This is a genomic window from Corynebacterium sp. LK2510 (assembly GCF_040946405.1).
Lineage (GTDB): Bacteria > Actinomycetota > Actinomycetes > Mycobacteriales > Mycobacteriaceae > Corynebacterium.
On the sequence record NZ_JAYWLR010000004.1, the window covers coordinates 35,970 to 57,502 of the forward strand.

Sequence of the window (21,533 nt, forward strand, 5' to 3'; positions counted from 1 at the left end):
TAAAGTAACGGATTCCATCATGGGGCACGAGACAAAAGATTTGCCGGTTTTAACTCGGCGTGTCACAACCCTAAACCCCAACTTTAGGGTTGTGACCTGGGGTTTTACACTACTTCACCGTCATGAGCTCGGGATTGGAGACGTTGAATTCACGCCCCTCGCGCGTAATGATCGCATCGAGCGCCAACGCTTTGTTCGCGTTGTCCTCGGACGCGCCCCAGATGACCAACCGGTCGTCGGCAAGCGTGAGCTCGAAGTTGTAAGCGCCGGTCGCACTGACCTCGAGAACTTGCCCGCGCGAGCGCTCGCTCACCGCTGTTGCAATCGCCACCGCGTCCGCCCGGACTCCGTCGTCTTGGAGAGCGGAGCCGGAGATCTTGATTGCCCCCGGCGGCGGGACATCCTGGGTGAATTCCTCGCCTTCGCCGTTGATCAGGTGCGCCGCGCCGTCGCCTTCGATAAACGCCACGGCGACGTTTTCCTCGACGATGACCTCGACAGCCGAGGGCCAGTCTCGCTTGACCGTCGCCGATTTCACCCACGGCAGCTGGACAACGCCCACAGCCGCGTCACGCATGCTCACCCGGCCCATCGGGGTGCCCTCGGCGATCCCCGTGGCCGCTTGGATCTCCTCGGTTGTCAGGTGTTGCTCCCCCTCCACGTTGATCGCCTTGACAGGCATCGCGGGGGTCAGCGGCACGATAGCGGCGACGACGCCGATAAACACCAGGGCAATGCCGACAGTTGCGGCTCGCCGACGGCGACGCAGGGCAGCCTCTCGCTTGGCGACGCCCTCCGCCCGGCGCCGCTCCTCCTCCTGCTCAGGGGTCAGGGCGGGTTGCGGGGCTGGCTCGGGTGCCGGCTCGGGCTCGGGCGCAGGTTCAGGGGCCGGCTCTGGCTCAGGTTCTGGCTCCGGCTCGCGTTCGGCCTCCATTACCGCCTCTGCCGGCTCCGCTTCAGAAGCATCTCCAGCATCGGGGGTGTGAACCGGGGTGTCCGGCGTCGCGTTCTCGGTGACACCGTCCGCGTCGTCTTCTGGCGGGTCGAAGGAGATCTTGGTGGACACGGCGCTACTCCCCCGCGCGCTTGGCGGGACGGGACAGCTCGGCGAGGATTTCGTCGCCAAGCATGGTCACCGTTCCAGCACCCATCGTCAAAACGAGGTCTCCCGGCTTCGTGAGCTCGCGCACCGTAGCCGGTGCCGCGGAGAAGTCGGGCTGGAAGCGCACCTCGACACCCGGGCGGGAGATCCGATCGGTGATGATGCGTGAGTCCACGCCCTCCACCGGAGCCTCGCGGGCGCCGAAGATGTCGAGCACGACGACGGCGTCGGCGAGGGCAAGCGCCTCGGCGAACTCGGTCGCGAAAGTCATCGTCCGGGAAAACAGGTGCGGCTGGAAGCACACCACAACGCGCGCACCTGCGCCTTCGGCCTCGACCTTCTGGCGGGCAGCGCTCAACACGGCCTCCACCTCGGTCGGGTGGTGGGCGTAGTCGTCGTAGACGCGGGTGCCGGCAAACTCACCGGCGGCAACCGTTCCTTTGAGCTCGAAACGGCGGCGCACGCCGCTGAAATCCGCCAAACCGCGGGCCAGCTTCTCGGGCTCCGCCCCGGCGAGGACGCCAGCTACGAGGGCGGCGGCGGAGTTGAGCACCATGTGCCGCCCCGGGATTGCCAGGGTGTAGCTCACGCTGAGCGGCTGACCGTGCGTGCTCGACGTCGCCGCTCCCAGCCGGTCCGTGTGCAGCTCCACGGTGATCGCGGCGTGGCCTGCGGAGGGATCCTCCCCGGTAATGACAACGCCAGCCGGGATCTCCGCGTGCGCGGCGGCTGCCCGGGCCGTGCCGTAACCCACAACCTTCACTCCCCGCTCCATGGCGCGCTTGCCGCACGCCGCCGCCTCGGGGTCGTCGAGGCAGACGACGAGGTGGCCGCCGGGCTGGACGCGGTCGGCGAAGGCGTCGAAAACGGCGAAGTACTTCTCCGGTGTGCCGAAGTAGTCAAGGTGGTCGGGCTCAATGTTGGTCACCACGGCCACGTCGGGCTTGTAGCGCAGCAGAGAGGCGTCCGACTCATCGGCCTCGGCGACGAAGGTTGTGCCCTGGCCGTGGTGGGCGTTGGTGCCGGCACGGTTGAGCTGGCCGCCGATGGCGAAGCTCGGCTCTAGGCCCGCCGCCTGGAGCGCGACGACGGCCATGGAGGTAGTCGAGGTCTTGCCGTGGGTGCCGGCAAAGAGGATCTGAGTCCGCCCTTCCATGAGCTCGCCGAGCAAATCGGAGCGGCGCAGCAGCGGGATTCCCTCTGCCTTGCAGCGCGCCAGCTCCGGGTTGTCCTCGGGGATCGCCGCAAAACTGGTCACCACCGCGGTCGGCAGCTCGCCGGCGAGCTCGAGGTTCGCCGCGTCGTGCCCCACGGCGATCTGCGCCCCGCGGGCACGCAGGGCGCGCACCGGAAGCGAATCTTTGACGTCCGAGCCCGTCACGGTCGCGCCGCGCTGCAGGAGAATGTGCGCCACACCTGACATTCCGGATCCTCCGATGCCAATGAGGTGGACGCGGGACAGATCGATGTTCTGCTCGGGCGAACTCATGTTGTAATGCTCCTTCAAGCGGCCGCGTGAACCGGGGGTGTGGGTCATTCTATTGCGTGCGCACTGCCCGCACGATGCGGGTAGCCAACTCGTGCGCGACGTTGCCTGCGCCGGAGGACACGAGCGCTGCGCGCATCTGCGCCAGCGCTCCGCCGTCGCCAAGAATCGCCACGACGGCGTCGACAAGTGCATCGGCGGTGAGGTCGGCGTCGTCAATGCGCACTGCCGCCCCGAGGTCAACTAGGTGCGCGGAGTTGAGGCCTTGCTCCCCGTTTCCGTGCGGGAGGGGGACGTAGATAGCGGGCAGCTTGGCGGCGGAGTTCTCGGCAACCGTCATCGCGCCAGAGCGGCACACGACCATGTCGGCGACGGCGTAGGCCGCCTCCATGTCGTCGATGTAGGGCACCGCAGTGTAGTTCTGGTGCGCAGCTGGCGCGTCGTTCTTACGGCCATAAGCGTGCAGTACCTGGTAGCCGCGGGAGGTAATCCTGCCGATCGCACCCGCAAGGGCGGCGTTGATGCTGGCCGCCCCTTGGGAGCCGCCGGTCACCAGGATGGTGGGCAGCTCGGGGTTCAAGTCCCACTTCTTATATCCGCGCTGCGCCTTCACCCCGTCTGGGTCGACGCCCACTCCCGGGCGCACAGGGATGCCGACGACATCGCCAGCCATGCCGGAGCTGGCTACTGCGTTGAACCCGGTGCCGCCGAGGCGCACGCCGAGCTTGTTGGCCATCCCCGCGAGCGCGTTCGTCTCGAGCACGAAGAACGGGATTCTGAGCGACTTCGCCGCGAGGTAGGCAGAGGCCGCGACGTAACCGCCGGTGCCGAAAACCGCGTCGGCGTTCGCATCGCGCAGCGCTCGCCGCGTCTGTGCCACAGACCGCGCGAGCTTGAACGGAACACCCGGCAACAGCCAGGGGGCGCGTCGCGGGATGGGCACAGGATCAATCAGGCTCAGCTGGAACCCGCGGGCGGGAACGATCGTGGTCTCCAGGCCCTTCTCCGTACCGAGGGCACTGACCTCGGCCCCGAACTCGTCGCGCAGCACCTCACCGACAGCTAGCGCCGGCTCGATATGGCCTGCGGTGCCGCCGCCGGCGAGCACAACACTGAGCGGTCCAGACGAATGCCACACGATGTCCGTCTTTTCTGCGGCATTGCCCGCGTGATTATCCACATTGTCGGCCATGGGAGTTCATCTCGCCTTTCTGCGCGCGTTAGAACGTTGTTCGGTTGCTGGTGTGCTGGGTTATGTACCCATTCAACGGCCGTTGTACGGCCGGTCGTCGTGGCGCCGGTGACTCAAGCGCGAACGGGCGTCGCCGGCAGGCTGGGCTCGCCGCTGCCGAACGTCGCGAGCCGGGCGACTCACCCGGGTGCTTCCAGAACCTGCGCGGACGGATGCCGCGCGGGTGGGCGGCTGCGTTGCGCGCGGCGGTGTCGGTGCCGAGCGGCGCGCGGTGACCGGCGTGCCGTAGCGCGCCTGACGGTCCACTCGGGATGCGGAGCGAGGCGCCGCAGACCTCGGCTTCGCGTCCACCTGTCGGGTCTGGCCCGGAGCATGCGGTTCGCCGATGCCGAAGATGCGGTCGAACAGGGGGCGGCCGTAGTTCTGCATGGAGGAGACCGCACCCGGCTCGTGGCGAGCCACCGAGGCGAGAATGCCCATTGAGCCAAGCGTGATCACGGCAGACGTTCCGCCGGCGGAGAGCAGCGGAAGCTGGATGCCGGTAACCGGCAACAGGCCGACGACGTAGCCAATATTGGAGAAGGCCTGTGCGACCAGTCCCGCGGTCAAGGCTGCTGCCAGCAGGGCCTGGAACTGGTTGCGCGCGCGGCGCGCGGCACGCAAGCCGAAGATGAGGAGCGCAGCGAACAGGGTGATGACGAGCGCGCCGCCCCACAAGCCGAGCTCCTCGCCGATGACCGCGAAAATGAAGTCGTTGCGTGCCTCGGGCAGGTAGAACCACTTGGCGCGGGACTGGCCGAGGCCGACGCCGAAGAGGGAGCCGTCGGCAAGCGAAAGGAAGCCCTGGTGCGACTGGAAGGCGATGCCGCGGGTGTCTTCGAAGTGGCCGAAGAGCGCGTCGAAGTAAACGTGGAAGCGGTTCGAGCGGTAGCCGCCGGAGAGGAACACGACCACAAGGCTCAACAGCGCGAAGACAATAATGGCCGGCACCACGACCGCCGAGATTCCGGCGAAGAAGATGGTGATGCCGACAACGAGTGCGAAGGAGATCGCCATACCGAGGTCGCCCTGGGCGGCGATAAGCAGGATGCACAGCGCGGAGACAACCATGAACGGCACAAAGCCGTTGTCCGTGCGCAGGGGCATGCGCGGATCCTTGTTAGCCAGAATCTTCGCACCCCAGATCGCGATGGCGACGCGGGCGAGCTCCGAGGGCTGCAGGCGCAGCGGGCCGAGCACGATCCACGACTGGGAGCCGACCTCTTCCCTACCAGTGCCGATGCCTGGAATGAGCACGGCGATCAACAGTACGATCGCGATGATCATGATGATGTCGGCGCTCTTGCGTATGCGGTCGGGCGAGGTCTTCAGCATCATCCAAAACGCCACAAGGCCGAGGGCGACCATCGCCGCTTGTTTCGCGGTGGTCGCCCACACGCTTGCCGACGTCGCAAAGGACACCGCCATCGACGAGCTCGTCACCATCATCACACCCAAGCCCGCGAGAACGAGAACGATCGCGCGGATCATTGTGTAGTCCACCAAGGGGTGGGCCTCAAGAGAATCGCTGATGCGGCGGCTAAGCGCCGCAAAGCTCCGGGAATCAGTGCCCGGTGACCGCGCGGCACGGCCCTGCGCAGGACGCGAGGCTCCGGTCTTTGTTGCCCGGCGCGCCTGCGTGCGGTGTGCACTGCTCCTCGTGCCTGCCCGCGAGCCACGCTGTACCGTCATGGCCACCGCCCTTTCATGTGCCGTCGCTGTGTCGATCGCCGTGCCATTGCCGTGTCATTGTCATCTGCCCCAGGTGCCCCGAAGATCACCAAGAGTCACACAAGCCACAATAGACGGAGGGGTGAGCGGGGTGGGCTGAGCAACACGGCTGAAGTCCCTGCCAAAGCGCTGAGTTTTCTCCGCGCGGCCCGGACTCCCGCGACCCAGCCGGCTTCGCTCTGGCGCCCTTACTGCTGTGAGTGTCTCATCGCCGCGGCCGCGAACATGTCGCCACGCTGAGACATCCCGGAAAACATATCCAAACTTGCCGCGGCGGGCGCGAGCATGACCGTATCCCCAGCCCGCGCCTGCGCCGCGGCGAAGTTGACGACGTCAGTAATCGCTTGCTCCGGATCGTCGGAGTCGGTGACAAATACAGGAACACCTGGCGCGTGGGCGGCCACGGCGTCCGCAATAATCGCGCGGTCGGTGCCGAGGACCGCTACGGCGCGAAACTGTTCGGCATGGTCGCGCACCAGTTCCTCCACATCGGCGCCCTTGAGCTGGCCGCCGGCGATCCACACCACGGTGCCGGCGCCCTCGAGAGCGGAGTGCGCCGCGTGCGGGTTGGTTGCTTTGGAGTTGTCCACCCAATCCACGCCGAGTGCGCTGTGGACGACGGCACCGCGGTGACCTTCCACGCGGTAATCCGCCAGCGCAGCCTGAATGTGTGCCGGGCTCGCGCCGACAAGGTAGGCCACCGCCGACGCCGCCTGCGCATCGAGCACTCCCGCCACGCCGGCGGGCTCGATGCCGTCGGCGCTCGCCAGCACAACATCGCCGTCGCTGGTGCGCGCGACGATCTCGCCGCCGACAACACCGACTTGGCCGTCTGCGGGCTCGGCGAGGGTGAACCCGACAATGTCGCGTGCGTCTGGGCCGCGCTTCCCCGTGATTTCTCCCGCGATACGGGCAACTTCGGCGTCGTCGATACCGGCGACGGCGATGGGGGCGCGCAGGACCTTCGCCTTGTCGGCACCGTATGCGTCGAACGAACCGTGCCAGTCGATGTGGTCCTCAGCGAGATTGAGCAGCACGCCCGCGTCCGGCACGAGCTCGCTCGACCAGTGCAGCTGGAAGCTCGACAACTCCGCCACGAGAATGTCGACGCGCTGCGGGTCCATCAGCGCATCGCTGACGGCCACGCCGATGTTGCCGCATGCCTGCGCACGCTTGCCGTTGTCCGCGCCGAAGCGCTGCATCATCGCGGCGAGCATGCCCGTCGTCGTGGTCTTGCCATTGGTCCCCGTGACCGCCAGCCACGTCCGTGGCGGGCCGAACACTCCCGCTCGGTCGAGTCGGAAGCACAGCTCAACATCGCCGATGACTTCGACGCCTGCGTCGCGGGCGGCGACCAGCAGTGGTGAGTCGGGCCGCCACCCCGGCGACGTGATGACGACGCCGAAGGAACCGATCTGCTGCGCTACCTCGGATGTGGGAAGGGTGCGCGCGCCCGTCGCTGCGGCGACTGCGCGACGATTGGCCTCGTTGTCGTCGGCAACAGTCAGGTCCACGCCGAGGCGGTGCAACAAGGTCGCGGCACCGCGGCCCGACACGCCCGCGCCGGCGAGAAGAACAGGTCCGCGAAGGAAACCGGGGATCGCGTCATTTTCGAAGGCCTGCTGCCCCATTAGACCGTCGCCCCCGTCCGTGTGAGCCACTCACCGTAGAAGATGGCCAGGCCGAAGGCGACGGCCATAGCGGACAGCAGCCAAAAGCGAACCACGACGGTGGTCTCGGCCCACCCGCCGTTTTCGAAGTGGTGGTGGAACGGCGCCATGCGGAAGATGCGCTTGCCGGTTGTGCGGAACGACACGACCTGGAGGACAACGGAGGCGGCCTCGAGCACGAAAAGCGCGCCGATGATCACCATGAGCAGTTCGGTCTTGCTGGCCACGGACAACCCGGCCACGAGTCCACCGAGTGCGAGAGAGCCGGTATCGCCCATGAAGATCTTGGCGGGGGCGGCGTTCCACCACAAAAAGCCGACGGTCGCACCGAAGCCGGCCGCGGCAAGCGTTGCCAGATCAAGCGGGTCGCGCACGTCGTAACAGCCCGGTCCCGGGGAGATGGTGCAGGACTGGCGGAACTGCCAGAAGGTGATCGCGGTGTAGGCACCCATGACAAAAGCGGTGGTACCGGCTGCTAGACCATCGAGCCCGTCGGTCAGGTTCACCGCGTTCGACCACGCCGCGAGCAGAATGTAGATGAAGATGAGGAAGACGATCAGCCCGATCACCCCGCCGGCCGCGGCGAAATCGAGGGTCTCCAGGTCGCGAACGAAGCTTAGCGACGTCGACCCGATAGTAAGCCCGTCAGAATCCGGGAACTGGAGCAACAACAGACCAAAGACCATCGCGATGGCGAACTGCAAGACGAGCTTGGCGGTCTTGTTCAAGCCGAGGTTGCGCTTCATAAACAGCTTGATGCCGTCGTCGGCGAAACCAACGCCACCCAGGGCCACGGTCAGGCCAAGGACGATCCAGCCCGAAGCGCTAAACGCTGCGTGGCCGGAGCTCAGCGCCCACGCACCGGCGGCAAGGTAGCCCGCCACGATGGCGGCGATGATGGCGATGCCACCCATGGTGGGAGTGCCGCGCTTGCGGGCGTGGGATGCCGGGCCGTCCTCCCTGATTTCCTGGCCGATGGCGCGCCGGTGGAAGTACCGGATGAGGACAGGGGTGAGGAAGATGGCCACCAGGAAGCTGACAATCCCGGAGATGATGATCTGAACCATATGAGCTACTACCGTTTTTCTGTGGTGGTTGTTACGCGGAGCTTGTCTTATAGGTTATTGCGTTGCAAAAGCTGCTCAGCAACTCCCCACAGTCCGAGGGCATTTGATGCCTTGACCAGCACAACATCGCGCTGCGGAGCGGTTGCCCAGCCGTCCTCGCCTGCCGGTCGTGTCGCCAAGATCTCGGCTACCGCTGCTGCGGCGTCGTCGACCCCGTCGGCGCTAAGCGTGGCAATTCCGCGGGAGCGGGCGCGCTCCTCGAGCGCTGCCATCGCCTCGGACGTGCCGACGGCGACTAAGTGGGTCACGTGATAGCGCGCCAGCTCGTCGCCGAGGTCGCGGTGGCTGGCGACGGCGTCACTGCCCAGCTCCCCCATCTCGCCGAGCACCGCGATTGAGCGCACTCCGGGACGGGCTGCGGCGGTGTAGCCCAGCGCCGCGATGCCGGCACGCATCGAGTCCGGGTTGGCGTTGTACGCGTCGTTGATGATGGTCACCCCGTCGGGGCGGGTGTTGACGTCCATGCGGTTGACCGACACACCGTGGGCGTTGTTCAACGCGTCGGCGACAAGGTCCAGCGGGAGGCCGGATTCAACGCCCACGGCCGCGGCGGCAAGCGCATTCGACACCTGGTGGGCGCCGAAGACATTGAGGCGCACGCGCTGGCTCTGCCCGCCCGGAATGTGGAGGGTGAACGTGGCGCGGGCGACGTCGTCAAGCTCGATGCCCGAAGCGAAGTAGTCCGCTGCGCGAGAGGAGACGGAGAACGTCACCACGCGCGCGCGAGTGCGGCTGCGCATCCCGGCGACAAGGTCGTCGTCGGCGTTGAGGATGGCAATACCGCCCTCGTCGGCCGAGGGCAACGCCTCGACGAGCTCGCCCTTGGCGCGGGCGATGTTGTCGCGGGAGCCGAACTCGCCGAGGTGCGCCGATCCGACGTTGAGCACGACACCCACCTTGGGCGGGGCGATGCGCGCGAGGTGGGCAATGTGCCCGATGCCGCGCGCGGACATCTCGGCGACGAGGAAGTCAGTCGATTCCGTGCAGCGCAGCACGGTGTAGGGGTGGCCGATTTCGTTGTTGAATGAGCCGGGTGGGGCAACGGTTTCCCCGCTGGCGGAGAGCACCGCGGCGATGAGGTCTTTGGTGGAGGTCTTGCCCGCGGAACCGGTCACGCCGGTGATACACAACCCGGTGCGTTCGCTCAAGGTCCTGGCCACGTGCGCGGCGAGAGCCGACATCGCGGCGACGACCGCCGCGACAGAGCCGTCGGGGTCGTTGGCGGCCAAGTCGGAGTTGTCGTCCTCGCGGCGTGCGACGGGCGGGACGATGATCGCCGGGGCGTCGACATCGCGGGCGGCGAGCACGGCCACCGCGCCCTGCTCCACCGCCGCGCGGGCGAAGTCGTGCCCGTCGGCGCGCGCTCCCGCGAGGGCGACGAAGAGTCCGCCGGGGGCGATCTTGCGCGAGTCGAACTCGACGAAGCCGGTCACGCGTGCGGCGGGATCAGCCAGCGCGTTGAGCTTGCCGCCGGTGATGTCGGCGAGCGTGGCGAGATCGAGCGAGATCATGGTTGCCCTTCCGGTTGTTGGTTGTCGGCGCCGAGCTTTGCGACGCCCTCACGGTAGCCGCACTCCCGAAGTGCGCGCCGCATCTCGGCACGATCGTCGAACGGGTGCGTGGTCGATCCCACGATCTGCCCGACCTCGTGGCCTTTGCCCACCGCGATGACCGCATCACCAGGGCGGGCCCACGCGACAAGCTGGCTGATCGCGTCCGCGCGCGAGGCAACCTCACGGATCTCCGCGTCCGTTCCGGCCGCGTCTGCACCGGCGATGACGGCGCTGCGGATTAGCGCCGGATCCTCGGTGCGCGGGTTATCGTCGGTGACAATGACCAGATCCGCGCGCTCCGCGGCGGCGCGGCCCATCAGCGGGCGCTTCGAGGAGTCTCGGTCTCCCCCGGCGCCGATGACGATGCCGACGCGGCCCTCCACTTGACCGCGCAGCGTGTCCAGCGCTGCGGCGACGGCGGCTGGCTTGTGGGCGTAGTCGACGACAGCCACGAACTCCTGGCCGGCTTCGACGCGCTCCATTCGTCCCGGGACGGCGGCGTTTTCCAACCCCGCCACGAACGCCTCGATGTCAGTGCCGACGGTCGCCGCCATCGCCGTCGCCAACGCGGCGTTGGCGACGTTGAACGCGCCCGGCAGCGGCAGGCGCAGCTCGTGCGACTGTGCCCCGTGGTTCAGGCGGATGTGCTGGGCGCCGGTGGCGGAGACGTCGAGAAGCTCGGCGGCCCACTCGGCCTGTTCCTGTCCTTTCGTACCCACCGTGGTCGCGCCTGAGACACGGGCGGCGAGTTTCGTGCCCCATTCGTCATCGACGCACACCACACTCGCGTTGCCGTGGGCCTTCGAGGACGGGTCAAAAAACGTCGCCTTGGCCTCGAAATACTCTTCCATCGTCGGGTGGAAGTCGAGGTGGTCCTGGCTCAAGTTGGTAAAGCCCGCAACGGAGAACTCGGTGGCGTTGACGCGCCCGAGCATCAGCGCGTGGGAGGAGACCTCCATCACCACGTGGGTCACGCCTTCGCGCTCCATGCGCGCGAACAGCTCGTGCAGCGTGGGTGCCTCTGGCGTGGTCAGGGATGTCGGCACCTGCTTGCCCTTGATCCGAGTGCCGGTCGTGCCGATCAATCCAACCGCGTGGCCGGCAGCAATGAGGCCTTGCTCGAGAAGATAGGTTGTCGTCGTCTTGCCCGACGTGCCGGTAACGCCGAGCACTGTCAGGCGCGATGAGGGGTAGCCGTAGATGCGCGCAGAGACCGCGCCGAGGATCTCGCGAACGTCGTCCACCACGACAATAGGCCGGGTCTCGCCGGCGGCCTTGAGGAGGTCCCAGCCGTCGTGATCCGTGAGGATCGCGGCCGCGGTGGTGTCGGCGGCGTAGGACGCGCCATGCGCACGCGTCCCCGGCAAGGCGGCGAACAGGCCGTCTGCTCGCACAGACTCGGAATCCAGGCTCACGGAAGCGACGGTTGCACTCGCCTCACCCGGCGACACCAGCTGCCCGCCTGCGAGGGCGGCCAGCTCGGCAAGGGCAACCGGTTCGGCGTATCCGCCGGACGTGTCCTTCGCTGGGATGTGGTTCACGTGTCGTTCTCCTCGTGATCGGTTCGGACTGTGCTGACTGTTGAAATTGTGGGGACGATGCAATGGCGAGAGCGGTCCTGGGGCCTACGGCCGCGTAAGGATCGTCGCCTCAACGTTACTGTTTCAACACGTACGGCTCCGCGGGCGGCGACTGCTCGAGGTTCTCCCGGTTGATCAGCCAGTTGGCAATCTCCCGGAACACGGGCGCGGACGAGGTGCCGCCTGCGCCGCCCTCGAGCGGGCCGCGCTGCGGCTCGTCGAGCATGACAGCGACGACGAAGCGGGGATCGTCCGCGGGGGCGATACCCGCGAAGGTGATCCAGTACTGGCTTTGGGAATACGCGCCGGTCTCCGGATTGACCTTCTGCGCCGTGCCAGTCTTGCCGGAAAGCTGGTAGCCCTCGATCTCGCTGCCCTGGGCGGTGCCGCTGTTGATGCCCATCGGGTCCGACTGGAACGTCGAGCGGAACATGTCCACCACCGTCCGGGCGGTCTTTTCGCTGACCACGCGGGTGCGCTGCGGCGGGTCCTGCGGCAGTGTCTCGCCGGTCGGCGCGGTGACATTTTTGATGATGCGCGGCTCGATACGCTCGCCGTCGTTGGCCAGAGTTTGGTAGACGCTGGCCATCTGCAGGGCGGTCCAGCTCATGCCCTGCCCGATGGGAAGGTTGGCGAAGGTTCCGCCCGACCACTGCTCGAGGGCTGGGAGCAGACCCGCGGACTCGTTCGGCAGTTCCACGCCGGTGGTGCTTCCAATGCCGAAGCGGTGCAGGTAATCCGCGAACCGTTCCTCGCCGACGCGCTGGACCAGCTGCAGGGTGCCCACGTTGGAGGACTTTCCGAAGATGCCTGCGGTGGTGTACGGCTCGACGCCATGCTGCCACGCATCCCTGACCGTCACGCTCGCCATGTCGATGGAACCGGGAACCTGGTGGACCTCTTCCGGGGTGGTGAGGCCCTCCTCGATCGCGGCGGCGGCGGTGATGATCTTCGCCACCGAACCCGGTTCGAACGGCGCTGACACCGCGGAGTTTTCAAAGTCCCGCCCTTGTTTGAGCTGTTCTTCGATGTTGCCGTTCGGGTCGATGGTGTCGGTGCCGGCCATGGCGAGGATCTCGCCGGTCCGCGCATCGAGCACAACAACCTCGCCGCTTTTCGCCAGCGAGTTCTCCTTCGCCTGCTGGATCGTCTGCTGCACGAACGTCTGCAGGTCGAGGTCGATGGTCAGCTGCACTTGGGCGCCGTCGACGGCGGGGATAGCGTCGCGCAACGTACCCGGGATGGATTGCCCATCAGCTGAGACGTCCTCGGTTGAGCGGCCGTTGATGCCGGTGAGCACGGCGTCGCTCGACGCCTCCAGGCCAAACTGGCCCTGGCCGTCCATAGAAACCTTGCCGATGATGTTCTCACCGATCGCGCCGTTCGGATACTGACGGATGTCCTGGTGGTCGGCCGCAACACCGTGGAACTTCTCCGCCACCTGAGCGGCGACGTCGGGGTCGACGTTGCGCACGAGCACCTCGTAATTGGTGTCAGCGTGGAGCTTTTCCAACAGGTCCTTGGAGCTCACCGCCGGCACGCTTGTCGACGCCTCATTGCCGCGCGCCTCATTCCCACGCCCGGCAGTCGGGCTCGCCTGCGACTCCTGCACTGTCGGAGCTGTGCCGGTCCGTGCCTCGCGTTGTTTGGTGGCGTCCTCGATCATGGCCGGGATGTCGTTCGCCATGGTGCGCAGGGTGTCCTCCACGCGGGCGTCGAGTTGGGCGTCGATAGCCTCGCGGGACAATCCCGCGACCCGCATCTCCAGATCCAGCTGCTGGCGCAGCTCGTCGCGCAAAAGCTTCGGGGAGACTGTCAGGGAGCGCGCCTGCATTGTGTACGCGAGTTGGCTGCCCGTGCGGTCGAGGATCTCACCGCGCCGTGCGGGTTCGGTGTAGATGCGCGCACGCTGCGCCTCGGCCTGTTCGCGCAGCTCAGGGCCCCACACCACCTGCACCCAGGCGAGGCGGCCGACGATGAGTAGTCCGATAACGACGAAAAAGGCAGTGACCTGCCTGGTGCGGCGGTGGGTGATGGTCTTTTGGGACTGCGCCGCTTGGGGGTCACTGCCCGGGCCCGGGGAGCGACGCGAGTTGGGATTATTCACTGACTTAATCCACCTTTTCCGTACTCACTGCCACGTTCCGAGATCGGTGACCTCGTTGATGCTGCTCCCATCTTGCCCCGCCGGGGCCTCGCTTTTGTCAGCGCCACGCCCCTAGGGGGCGGAAGGGACGTTAGGGGCGTACGGGGCGAGATTGCCCTGTGGCTGCGCAGCCGGCTGCGGCGCAGCTGCCCCACTCTGTTCGCGCGTGACGTCTGTACCCGCGTTCTGGCCGGAGTACGGCCTGCCCAAAACGTTGCCGCCCGGGACCGGGGTCAGGCTCCTACCCAGCTCGCTGGTCGCCTGTCGGTCGCTCGTCGCCCCGCCAGTGGTTGCTGCGGTGCCGTTGACATCGACAACCCTGCGGGTGGCCTCCGGGTTTGCGGGACGGCGCTCCTCCACGTTGCCGTCTGCGGCAACTGCGAGGATGCCGGGCTCGGCGGGCACGACCATTCCGGCCGCGGCAGCGCGCCGCGCCAGCTCCGCGCTGGAGCGCAGAGTCTCGACGTCACGGTTGAGAGACTCGACCTCGTTGGTCAAAGCTCGCTCTTGCGACTGCAGCTGCTGAATGTGGAACGACTGGTTCGTGGCCAGGCCCGACAAGACCATCGCCAGCACAATGCCACCGACGAGGAGGGGCACGGCGATGAGGGTGACCGTCGAGAAGCGGCGCTTCGTGTCCTTCGGAACCGCGATCTGGCGTCCGCGGACGGAAACGACCTGTTGCGACCCCAACCGTCCCGTGCGTACCGGGCGCGGGATGTGCGGGGCGACGCGGCGCTGCGGGCGCTCAGTGGGTGCGGGAGCGTAACCGTCGACGCGGCGCGTGCGCTCTTCTCGGCGCGGCCGAGTGAGCGTGGCTGTGCCCGCACGTCCTCCAGCGGTCAAGTCCCGGCTTGCTCCCATGTGGTTGCTTCTTTCTCGATCGTGTGTGGGCTCGTGTGGGGTCTGGTTGGTACTGCGGACCTGTCGCATGGTCATCGGGGCACGTCCTCAAGCTTCTCGACGCCACGGACGCGCACCGGTGCCGCCCGAGGATTCAGTTCGATCTCCGCCTCGGACGCCTTCTCGGCGCCGTGGGTGATGCTGGCGAAACCCGCGGCCATGCCGGGTAGCTCCATGGGCAGACCGGCGGGGGTCTTCGACCTTGTCAGATCGGCGAAGGCCGACTTGACGATCTTGTCTTCCAGCGACTGGTAGCTCATGAACACCGCCCGGCCGCCCGGGCCGAGCAGGTCCGCGACGACGGGGATGACGTTTTCCACCGCCTCGAGCTCCTTGTTTACTTCCACGCGCAGCGCCTGGAACGTCCGCTTCGCGGGGTGGCCACCCGTGCGGCGCGTCGCGGCCGGGATGGTGGCGTACAGCAGCTCCACGAGGCGTGCGCTCGAGGAAAACGGTTCCACCTCGCGCTCGCGCAGGACAGCCGAAGCAATCTTGCCGGCGAAACGCTCATCACCGTAGGTCTTAAGCACCCGGGCCAGATCACCGTGGCTGTAGGTATTCAGGATGTCGGCGGCCGTAAGAGTCTGGGAAGGATCCATCCGCATGTCGAGCGGGGCGTCGACACGGTAGGCGAAACCGCGCTCCTCGCGGTCGAGCTGCATCGAGGAGACCCCGAGGTCGAACAGGGCGCCGGCGAGCCCGTGTTCACGGACGGTGGCAAATGCTGCACCGTCAGAGCTCTCAATGACACGCCCGATCTCATCGAAGCGCGCCTGGACAGGTGTGAACCGCTCACCGAAGGGGGCGAGCCTCTCCCCTGCCTCGCGCAGCGCATTCGGATCGCGGTCGACGCCGATCACGCGCACGGCAGGAAACGTGGAGAGAAAATGTTCCGTGTGCCCGCCTGCGCCGAGGGTGCCGTCAACGATGACGGCGTTGTCACCGAAGCGTTCGACGGCGGGCGCGAGTAGTTCGGCCATCCGGTCGCGCATGACCGGGATGTGGCCGTGGTTCGCGTTGATGTCACCGGAGGTGCCAACGGTGGAATCAGACACTCGTGCACCCCCTCCGCGCATGCTTGTTTATTAAGTCGTCGTCACCAAGAGATTCTGCGTGGCCTCCCCACCCGATACCCGGGTGGTGGGGGGAGCGCATAGAGCCCTGCCCGAGGCGGCTGTTCTGATGTCGGGGAAGTACACCAGAATGCTTCACGCCCCGGACAGAGTCCGTACACGCTCTCCGTCAGTAGTCAGCTGCCTGCTCGTTGGATAGTCAGTCCTAAAGCAAACCGGAGAGAATGCCATCATCGTCGGCCGCCGCGAAGGCAGCCTCAGTCTCTTCTTGATATTTGTTCCAGGACTCGGCGTCCCAGATTTCGAGGAAATCGACCGAACCGATGACCACGCACTCCTTCGACAAGTGTGCGTACTCGCGGTGCGCCGGCGACAACGTGATGCGACCAGATCCGTCAAGCGTCTGCTCATCCGCACTGGCAGCCAGATTTCGGATGAATGCGCGCGCCTGAGGGTTGGTGCGGGATACCGCGGCGGCCTTGCGGGCCCGTGCGGCGAACTCCTCACGCGGATACACCGCGAGGGAATGATCCTGCCCCTTGGTCACCATCAACCCGTCCGCCAGATCCTCGCGGAACTTGGCGGGCAGTGTCAGGCGCCCCTTGTCGTCGAGCTTGGGAGTGTAGGTACCCAGAAACATCCGGAGCCCACCTTCCTTTTACTCACCGACTTCGGCTGTTCAGTTTTCTCGGCTTCGAACCGTTGCGACACGTAGTCAAGATGTCGCCACGTTCCTCCGCTGCGCCCCACTCTAACCCACTTTCCCCCACATTCGCCACATCACAGGCTCAAATAGTTGCCTTGCCGCTTAAAACACCACGTCAGAGCGGGATTACACGGTGGGGGGCGCGCCCGCACGCGGGCCACCAACGGGGGCAAAGTGGCGTATGTGACGAAAGATACAGGGATTTCCACCACGCTCCCCGCCACCACTCAGAAAGCCACGCACCCCACACGCAGCCCGCGAGAAGCGAGGTACCGCGAGGAAGAAAGCGCCAAAACCGCTGGACCCCCGGCCAGATCCCCCATCCCGGCCCGGGACATACAGGCATGACACGGATTCGACCCCGCAATAGGCGGACTAGGCGTGGGAGTAAGTGGGGCTGAAAGGTGGGAGAAAGTGGGACAGCACGACGCCGCCCCACTTACCCCCCTGCGGCAACAAAAAATGCGCGCAACCAACGTTGCGCGCATAAGTAGAGAATTCGCCGCTACTGCCCCTCGAAGCGGCGCCGAAAACTCTCCTCCATCTTTGACGTCTTCGGCGACGCCGCGGCCGGGCGGGGCTTCGACTGCGAGGAGGTCTGCGGACTCGGAGACCGCAGCGCCATGACCCCGCCGGCGAGCATGACGCCGAAACCGACGACACTTAGGGCAATGAACCACATGTTGAATGCAGCCAGCGCAACTCCCCCAATCAGGAACGTCAGGCCCAGCACCATGAGCGCGACACTGCGCAGGGTCAATCTGCCAAGCCCCGCCCCACCGGACGGAGCCGACGAGCGGGGAATAGAACGTGCGAACGAGGGATCCTCCGCAAGGAGGGACTGCTCAATCTCGCGTAATGCGCGTTGTTCCTGCTCTGAAAGAGACACTGTTGACACTCCGAATTCCGTGGGGACATGGGCGTGGGGTTCCAAGCTACCAAGCTATCCACTACAACGGAGCGCGTGTTCAAATTGTTCCCGAGCACCACTCCCGCCGCCGCGGGAGCGCGACGCCGCCTAGGCCACCAGCGTCACACCGGGGACGGACTCCTCCCGGAACCTCTCCACGCGAGTAAGCAGCCCGCGCACCACGGTGGGATCGGGGGCCACCTCGATCCCGGAGGCAACCCGCCCACGCAGCGCAGAGTAGGCCGACAGCTCTCGGGCCCAGAATTGACCGCGCGCTCCCGTCAGCTGAAGTCGGTCCCACGCGCTGCTTGGCAGACGCTTGCGCTTCTTGATGGCAGCGGAGTCCGCATTGACCGCCCCCGCCAGCCGCAACGCGGCACGGTAGCCGTATTCCAGGGCGACGTCGTATGCGCCGCGCTCGTACGCTGTGAGGGCGTGGGCGAATAGGTCGTCCGCGGCACGGAAGAAACGGCTACTCTTCGACGTTCCCGCACCTGCCCCGTACGGCGCGTGGGTCGTGGCTGATACAACACTGTTCATAACCGGCTCCTTTCCTGTGCCAAGTTCTTCACCGCCCCATCCTGGGAACGTGAGTTCAGACTAAAACCTGTGTTCGACATCCCCGCCATAAAAATAGCACACATTTTCGAACGCGCTAGGTGTACAACTCCCCGTTGCCCACAGTGACATGGTTCGATAGGTGCATGACAGTGAGCATCCGCCGGATCACGGGGCACGAGTTCGCCTACCTCGCCCCCACGCTCGTCTGCCTCTACATCGACGCTATGGGGTATTCCCCCACTCTTCACGCGCAGCGTGTTGACGTTTGGCGCCGCGAAATCGCCTGGCCCGGATTCAGCGCCGTCATCGCCGTCGACGAACGCGACTCCGGTGCCGAGATCATCGGCGTGGCCTACGGGTTCCTAGGGTCGCGCGGACGATGGTGGGACAGGCAACTTGTCCGGGGCCTGCGCGAGGCGGGAGGGCCGACCCACGTGCAGGAAGACATGCTCTCGAGCTACTTCGAGATCGCGGAAGTCCACGTCACCCCCACCGCGCAGGGTGGTGGAATCGGCCGCGCCATGCTGACAGAGCTGGTGCGCGGGTGCCCGGCGCGGTGGGCGCTGTTGTCCACTCCCGAGGTTGCCGGCGAAGCCAACGCCGCCTTCGGTCTCTACCGCAAGCTCGGCTTCGCCGATATCCTCCGCGGCTTCTACTACTCCGGCGATAAGCGCCCGTTCGCCGTATTGGGTCGCAGATTGCCCCTAGAGACTGCCGGGTAGTGTGGGACTGCATATGTTGCCTGCACCAACTGAAGGAGACTCCGTGCTCTCACCCCGCGGCTCGTTCGATCCCGCCCTCCCTTTGAGCTCGATCCCCTGCGCCGTCGAGGATGAGCTGCGCGGTTTCTTTGAGCGCCGTGAAGCGATGGTTGCAGACATCGGTTCTCCCGTGGTGATGTCCGTCGGCCACTTACAAAAGTTCGTTCTCAGCGGAGGCAAGCGTATCCGCCCTCTGTACGGCTGGGCAGGTTTCATCGGCGCCGGCGGTCTAGCCAAGGGTGAGGAAGATCCCGGCGCCGTGTTGCGCGCCGTCAGCTCCCTCGAATTCATCCAGGCCTGCGCGCTCATCCACGACGACATCATTGACGCCGCGGACACCCGGCGCGGCAACCCCACCGTCCACCGCGCTGTGGAGGCTGATCACCGCCGCCGCGAACTACGCGGTGCCGCTGAAACTTTCGGCCGCAACGTGGCCATCCTCGCGGGAGACCTCGCGCTGGTGTGGGCGGAGGACATGTGGCGCGAGTCTGGCGTCAGCGGGGCTGCTCTCGAACGCGCGCACGACGCCTGGCGCGGAATGCGCACTGAAGTCATCGGGGGTCAAATCCTCGACATCTCGCTCGAGGCTGCCGGCGACGAGTCGATCGAGCTGGCTAATAAGGTCAACCGGTACAAGACTGCGGCCTACACCATCGAACGCCCCCTTCACCTCGGAGCGGCGATCGCAGGTGCCGACGAGCGCACGATCGCGGCGTTTCGCGGGTACGGCCACGACATCGGCATCGCCTTCCAGCTTCGCGACGACCTCCTCGGTGTCTTCGGCGACTCAGCTCTCACCGGCAAGCCCGCCGGCGACGACCTGCGCGAGGGCAAGCGCACCGTGCTGCTAGCCCTGGCGCTTCAGGACTTGGACGCAACCGACCCGGCAGCCGCCCAGGAGCTTCGCGAGGGCGTGGGCCATGTGTCGGAGCCCGCGGAGCTCAAGCGGCTGTCCGCGATTATTGAGGCAACGAGTGCTGTGGAGGGCGTCGAGAAGCGAATTGCCGAGCTGACCGAGTCCGGCCTGCGCTATCTTGACCACGCCGGGATGACCGGCGAGGTCGCCGACACTCTTCGCGACCTCGCAGTGAAGGCAACATCGCGCCGTGCTTAACCGGATGACCCCGTCGACGTGGGGCCTCGCCGCAGCGATACTTGTCGCCATCGGCTCGTACGGGGCCGGCGCAACCCGCAACCGCGGGGGCATAATGCGCGAGCTGGGACTGGCGCACCTGACGTACGGCCACGGCCGCTCCATCTTCGAAATCATCCTCACTGTCGGTATCGCTGGGCTCGTCGCCGCGTGGGTGATTCTCGGCCGTGACCTCAAACACGACCGGGCAGACGCCACCACCATGGCCCGCGCAACGTGGGCGTGGACGCTCCCTCTCGCCGTCGCCGCCCCAATCCTGTCGCGCGACGTGTATTCCTACCTCATGCAGGGCGCAATGCTGCGCGACGGGTTTGATCCGTACTCCGAGGGCGCGGCCGTCAACCCCGGCCCGTATCTGCTGGAGGTCTCCCACGACTGGCGCAACACAACAACGCCATATGGGCCGTTGCACCTGGGCATCGGCAAGCTGATCACCACCGTGGTCGGCGAGAACGTCACGCTGGGCATCGTGGCCTACAAGCTGCTCAGCCTCGCAGGCTTCGCTCTCATTGCGTTTTGCGTGCCGCGCCTAGCCGCGCGCATCGGCGGCAATCCGGCAATGGCGGTGTGGCTCGGTGTGCTCAACCCGGTGATGTTGCTGCACATGGTCGGCGGCATGCACAACGAATCCGTCATGGTCGGCCTGGTCAGCCTCGGGCTTCTGCTGTGCACCTCATCCCGGTGGATCACCCCGGGTGTCGCGCTCATTGCGCTCGCGGTGGCGCTCAAAGCCACCGCCGCCGTCGCGCTGCCGTTTGTCGTGTGGATGCTCTACCACCGCCACGCCGCGGCCAGGTCCTCGTGGGCCGGGCGCCTCGGCGTGTTTGTCGCGTCCGGGGCGTGGGTTGTTGCCATCTCCGCTCTCGTGGTCAACCTCGCCACGGTCCTCAGCGGTTCGACGTGGGGGTGGATTGCGGAAATTTCCGGCAACTCCAAGGTGGTCAACCCCTTGTCTGGGCCGACGCTCGTGGCGGATGTCATCACCCCGGCCATCCAACTTGTCAACGGCGCTTTCTCCTACAACGCCGCGCTGTCCATCGCCCGCGCCGTCGCGGGCGTACTAATGCTCGCCGGGCTGGTCGTCACATGGGTGATCTTCCACCCGCGCGGCGAACAGACCAATCGACGCGCCGTCATGGGAACCACGCTGGCCTACGCCATCGCGTTCACCACGAACGCGGTGACGCTGCCGTGGTACTACGCGTCCGTGGTCACTCTTGTGGGGACGTTCAACCCTCCGAGGTGGCTGAAGAAGCTGACGATCGTGGCAAGCGTGTTCGTCGCCCTCGGGTTCACCGGGGGCGGCAACCACCGCCTCTACGACGCCTGGTTCCTGCTCATCGCAGTCATCGCCGCCTGTGCTGCCGCAGCCTGGGTCTATCCCTCCCGCACCAATGGCGCGCAGGTGCAATCAGCAGAGCCGGCGGGATCGGCACTGCCCCGCTAGAACCCCATCGCCTGCGCGCGGCGAATAACCTCGCGAGCGCCGTGGCCGTGCAAAGCGTCGACAGGCCTGCCCGGCAGGGTGTCGTCCTCGGTGAAGAGGTAGGCGAGGATTTCCTCGTCGGTGAATCCGCCGTCGTAAAGCACCGTGATCGCTCCCGAGACGAACTTGGACAAGTCGTGGTCGTCGCCGAGCAGCAGGCGCGGGATGTACTTCACGCCCTCGCGGCGGTACATCAAGATCTTGCGGGCACCCACGAGGTCGTGCACACGAGTCACCGGGACACCGAGGTACTCAGCGACATCGGGCAGGGTGAGAAGATCTTCGCCGGCGAGAAGCGCGTCGAGGTCTGCGGCGGACGGGGTGGCGGGCGTGTTAGCAAAACTCACGCGCATC

General features: G+C 66.3%; 17 protein-coding genes and 1 pseudogene. 3 read left to right on the forward strand and 15 right to left on the reverse strand.

The features are described 5' to 3' along the window. Positions 1 to 109: 109 nt before the first annotated feature. The 14 genes and pseudogenes from VVR41_RS03700 to VVR41_RS03765 form a co-directional block, all read right to left on the reverse strand. Positions 110 to 1,066 carry a cell division protein FtsQ/DivIB gene (locus VVR41_RS03700; RefSeq protein ID WP_368523649.1) on the reverse strand — a complete coding sequence of 319 codons (957 nt, stop codon included), beginning with the start codon at positions 1,064 to 1,066 and terminating at the stop codon, positions 110 to 112. Positions 1,067 to 1,097: 31 nt separating this feature from the next. Continuing rightward, positions 1,098 to 2,591, reverse strand: a pseudogene (gene murC / locus VVR41_RS03705) (UDP-N-acetylmuramate--L-alanine ligase); the annotation flags it as partial. Between the two features lie 49 nt (positions 2,592 to 2,640). Beyond that, a complete protein-coding gene (locus VVR41_RS03710; RefSeq protein WP_368523651.1) occupies positions 2,641 to 3,780 on the reverse strand; it encodes a glycosyltransferase in 1,140 nt (379 codons plus the stop codon). Positions 3,781 to 3,852: 72 nt separating this feature from the next. After that, a complete protein-coding gene (locus VVR41_RS03715; RefSeq protein WP_409338265.1) occupies positions 3,853 to 5,511 on the reverse strand; it encodes an FtsW/RodA/SpoVE family cell cycle protein in 1,659 nt (552 codons plus the stop codon). Positions 5,512 to 5,738: 227 nt separating this feature from the next. Then, positions 5,739 to 7,181, reverse strand: coding sequence for a UDP-N-acetylmuramoyl-L-alanine--D-glutamate ligase (gene murD / locus VVR41_RS03720; protein WP_368523652.1), 1,443 nt, complete (start codon positions 7,179 to 7,181; stop codon positions 5,739 to 5,741). Then, positions 7,181 to 8,287, reverse strand: coding sequence for a phospho-N-acetylmuramoyl-pentapeptide-transferase (gene mraY, locus VVR41_RS03725; protein ID WP_368523653.1), 1,107 nt, complete (start codon positions 8,285 to 8,287; stop codon positions 7,181 to 7,183). Before mraY ends, murD begins: the two co-directional genes overlap by 1 nt. A gap of 47 nt (positions 8,288 to 8,334) precedes the next feature. After that, on the reverse strand, positions 8,335 to 9,858 hold the full coding sequence (gene murF, locus VVR41_RS03730; protein WP_368523654.1) for a UDP-N-acetylmuramoyl-tripeptide--D-alanyl-D-alanine ligase: 1,524 nt from the start codon (positions 9,856 to 9,858) through the stop codon (positions 8,335 to 8,337). Then, a complete protein-coding gene (locus VVR41_RS03735) occupies positions 9,855 to 11,441 on the reverse strand; it encodes a UDP-N-acetylmuramoyl-L-alanyl-D-glutamate--2,6-diaminopimelate ligase (protein ID WP_409338266.1) in 1,587 nt (528 codons plus the stop codon). Before VVR41_RS03735 ends, murF begins: the two co-directional genes overlap by 4 nt. Before the next feature lie 115 nt (positions 11,442 to 11,556). Continuing rightward, a complete protein-coding gene (locus tag VVR41_RS03740; protein WP_409338267.1) occupies positions 11,557 to 13,587 on the reverse strand; it encodes a peptidoglycan D,D-transpeptidase FtsI family protein in 2,031 nt (676 codons plus the stop codon). Between the two features lie 111 nt (positions 13,588 to 13,698). Beyond that, the gene (locus VVR41_RS03745) at positions 13,699 to 14,490 is read right to left on the reverse strand and encodes a hypothetical protein (RefSeq protein ID WP_368523655.1); all 792 of its coding nucleotides are present in this window, start codon (positions 14,488 to 14,490) and stop codon (positions 13,699 to 13,701) included. Between the two features lie 71 nt (positions 14,491 to 14,561). Next, the gene (gene rsmH, locus VVR41_RS03750; protein ID WP_321103498.1) at positions 14,562 to 15,605 is read right to left on the reverse strand and encodes a 16S rRNA (cytosine(1402)-N(4))-methyltransferase RsmH; all 1,044 of its coding nucleotides are present in this window, start codon (positions 15,603 to 15,605) and stop codon (positions 14,562 to 14,564) included. Between the two features lie 202 nt (positions 15,606 to 15,807). Further along, positions 15,808 to 16,242: a division/cell wall cluster transcriptional repressor MraZ gene (gene mraZ, locus VVR41_RS03755; RefSeq protein WP_321103500.1), complete on the reverse strand. Its 435-nt coding sequence runs from the start codon at positions 16,240 to 16,242 to the stop codon at positions 15,808 to 15,810. 571 nt (positions 16,243 to 16,813) lie between these two features. Continuing rightward, the gene (locus VVR41_RS03760) at positions 16,814 to 17,206 is read right to left on the reverse strand and encodes a DUF3040 domain-containing protein (RefSeq protein ID WP_368523656.1); all 393 of its coding nucleotides are present in this window, start codon (positions 17,204 to 17,206) and stop codon (positions 16,814 to 16,816) included. A gap of 120 nt (positions 17,207 to 17,326) precedes the next feature. Further along, positions 17,327 to 17,758: an SAV_6107 family HEPN domain-containing protein gene (locus tag VVR41_RS03765; RefSeq protein WP_321103504.1), complete on the reverse strand. Its 432-nt coding sequence runs from the start codon at positions 17,756 to 17,758 to the stop codon at positions 17,327 to 17,329. A gap of 164 nt (positions 17,759 to 17,922) precedes the next feature. On the opposite strand from VVR41_RS03765, the gene VVR41_RS03770 reads away from it, so the two are divergent. From VVR41_RS03770 to VVR41_RS03780, 3 genes are read left to right on the forward strand one after another with little or no spacing between them, the layout of a single operon-like run. Beyond that, positions 17,923 to 18,501 (forward strand): N-acetyltransferase family protein, encoded by a 579-nt coding sequence (locus tag VVR41_RS03770; RefSeq protein WP_368523657.1) that lies wholly within the window; start codon positions 17,923 to 17,925, stop codon positions 18,499 to 18,501. A gap of 13 nt (positions 18,502 to 18,514) precedes the next feature. After that, positions 18,515 to 19,654, forward strand: coding sequence for a polyprenyl synthetase family protein (locus tag VVR41_RS03775; protein WP_409338268.1), 1,140 nt, complete (start codon positions 18,515 to 18,517; stop codon positions 19,652 to 19,654). 4 nt (positions 19,655 to 19,658) lie between these two features. Next, complete coding sequence (locus VVR41_RS03780; RefSeq protein ID WP_409338272.1) at positions 19,659 to 21,140, forward strand: alpha-(1->6)-mannopyranosyltransferase A; 1,482 nt, start codon at positions 19,659 to 19,661, stop codon at positions 21,138 to 21,140. On the opposite strand, the gene VVR41_RS03785 is transcribed toward VVR41_RS03780, so the two are convergent. Continuing rightward, positions 21,137 to 21,532 carry an Rv2175c family DNA-binding protein gene (locus VVR41_RS03785; protein ID WP_409338269.1) on the reverse strand — a complete coding sequence of 132 codons (396 nt, stop codon included), beginning with the start codon at positions 21,530 to 21,532 and terminating at the stop codon, positions 21,137 to 21,139. The two genes, VVR41_RS03780 and VVR41_RS03785, sit on opposite strands and share 4 nt — an antisense overlap. Position 21,533 lies beyond the last annotated feature (1 nt).

Bases quoted from the DNA above. Each gene is read 5' to 3' on its own strand.
- VVR41_RS03710 (WP_368523651.1), bottom strand. From the start codon at position 3,780: ATGGCCGACAATGTGGATAATCACGCGGGCAATGCCGCAGAAAAGACG.
- VVR41_RS03715 (WP_409338265.1), bottom strand. From the start codon at position 5,511: ATGACGGTACAGCGTGGCTCGCGGGCAGGCACGAGGAGCAGTGCACAC.
- murD (WP_368523652.1), bottom strand. From the start codon at position 7,181: ATGGGGCAGCAGGCCTTCGAAAATGACGCGATCCCCGGTTTCCTTCGC.
- mraY (WP_368523653.1), bottom strand. From the start codon at position 8,287: ATGGTTCAGATCATCATCTCCGGGATTGTCAGCTTCCTGGTGGCCATC.
- murF (WP_368523654.1), bottom strand. From the start codon at position 9,858: ATGATCTCGCTCGATCTCGCCACGCTCGCCGACATCACCGGCGGCAAG.
- VVR41_RS03745 (WP_368523655.1), bottom strand. From the start codon at position 14,490: ATGGGAGCAAGCCGGGACTTGACCGCTGGAGGACGTGCGGGCACAGCC.
- rsmH (WP_321103498.1), bottom strand. From the start codon at position 15,605: ATGCGCGGAGGGGGTGCACGAGTGTCTGATTCCACCGTTGGCACCTCC.
- mraZ (WP_321103500.1), bottom strand. From the start codon at position 16,242: ATGTTTCTGGGTACCTACACTCCCAAGCTCGACGACAAGGGGCGCCTG.
- VVR41_RS03765 (WP_321103504.1), bottom strand. From the start codon at position 17,758: ATGAACAGTGTTGTATCAGCCACGACCCACGCGCCGTACGGGGCAGGT.
- VVR41_RS03770 (WP_368523657.1), top strand. From the start codon at position 17,923: ATGACAGTGAGCATCCGCCGGATCACGGGGCACGAGTTCGCCTACCTC.
- VVR41_RS03775 (WP_409338268.1), top strand. From the start codon at position 18,515: ATGTTGCCTGCACCAACTGAAGGAGACTCCGTGCTCTCACCCCGCGGC.
- VVR41_RS03780 (WP_409338272.1), top strand. From the start codon at position 19,659: ATGACCCCGTCGACGTGGGGCCTCGCCGCAGCGATACTTGTCGCCATC.
- VVR41_RS03785 (WP_409338269.1), bottom strand. From the start codon at position 21,532: ATGCGCGTGAGTTTTGCTAACACGCCCGCCACCCCGTCCGCCGCAGAC.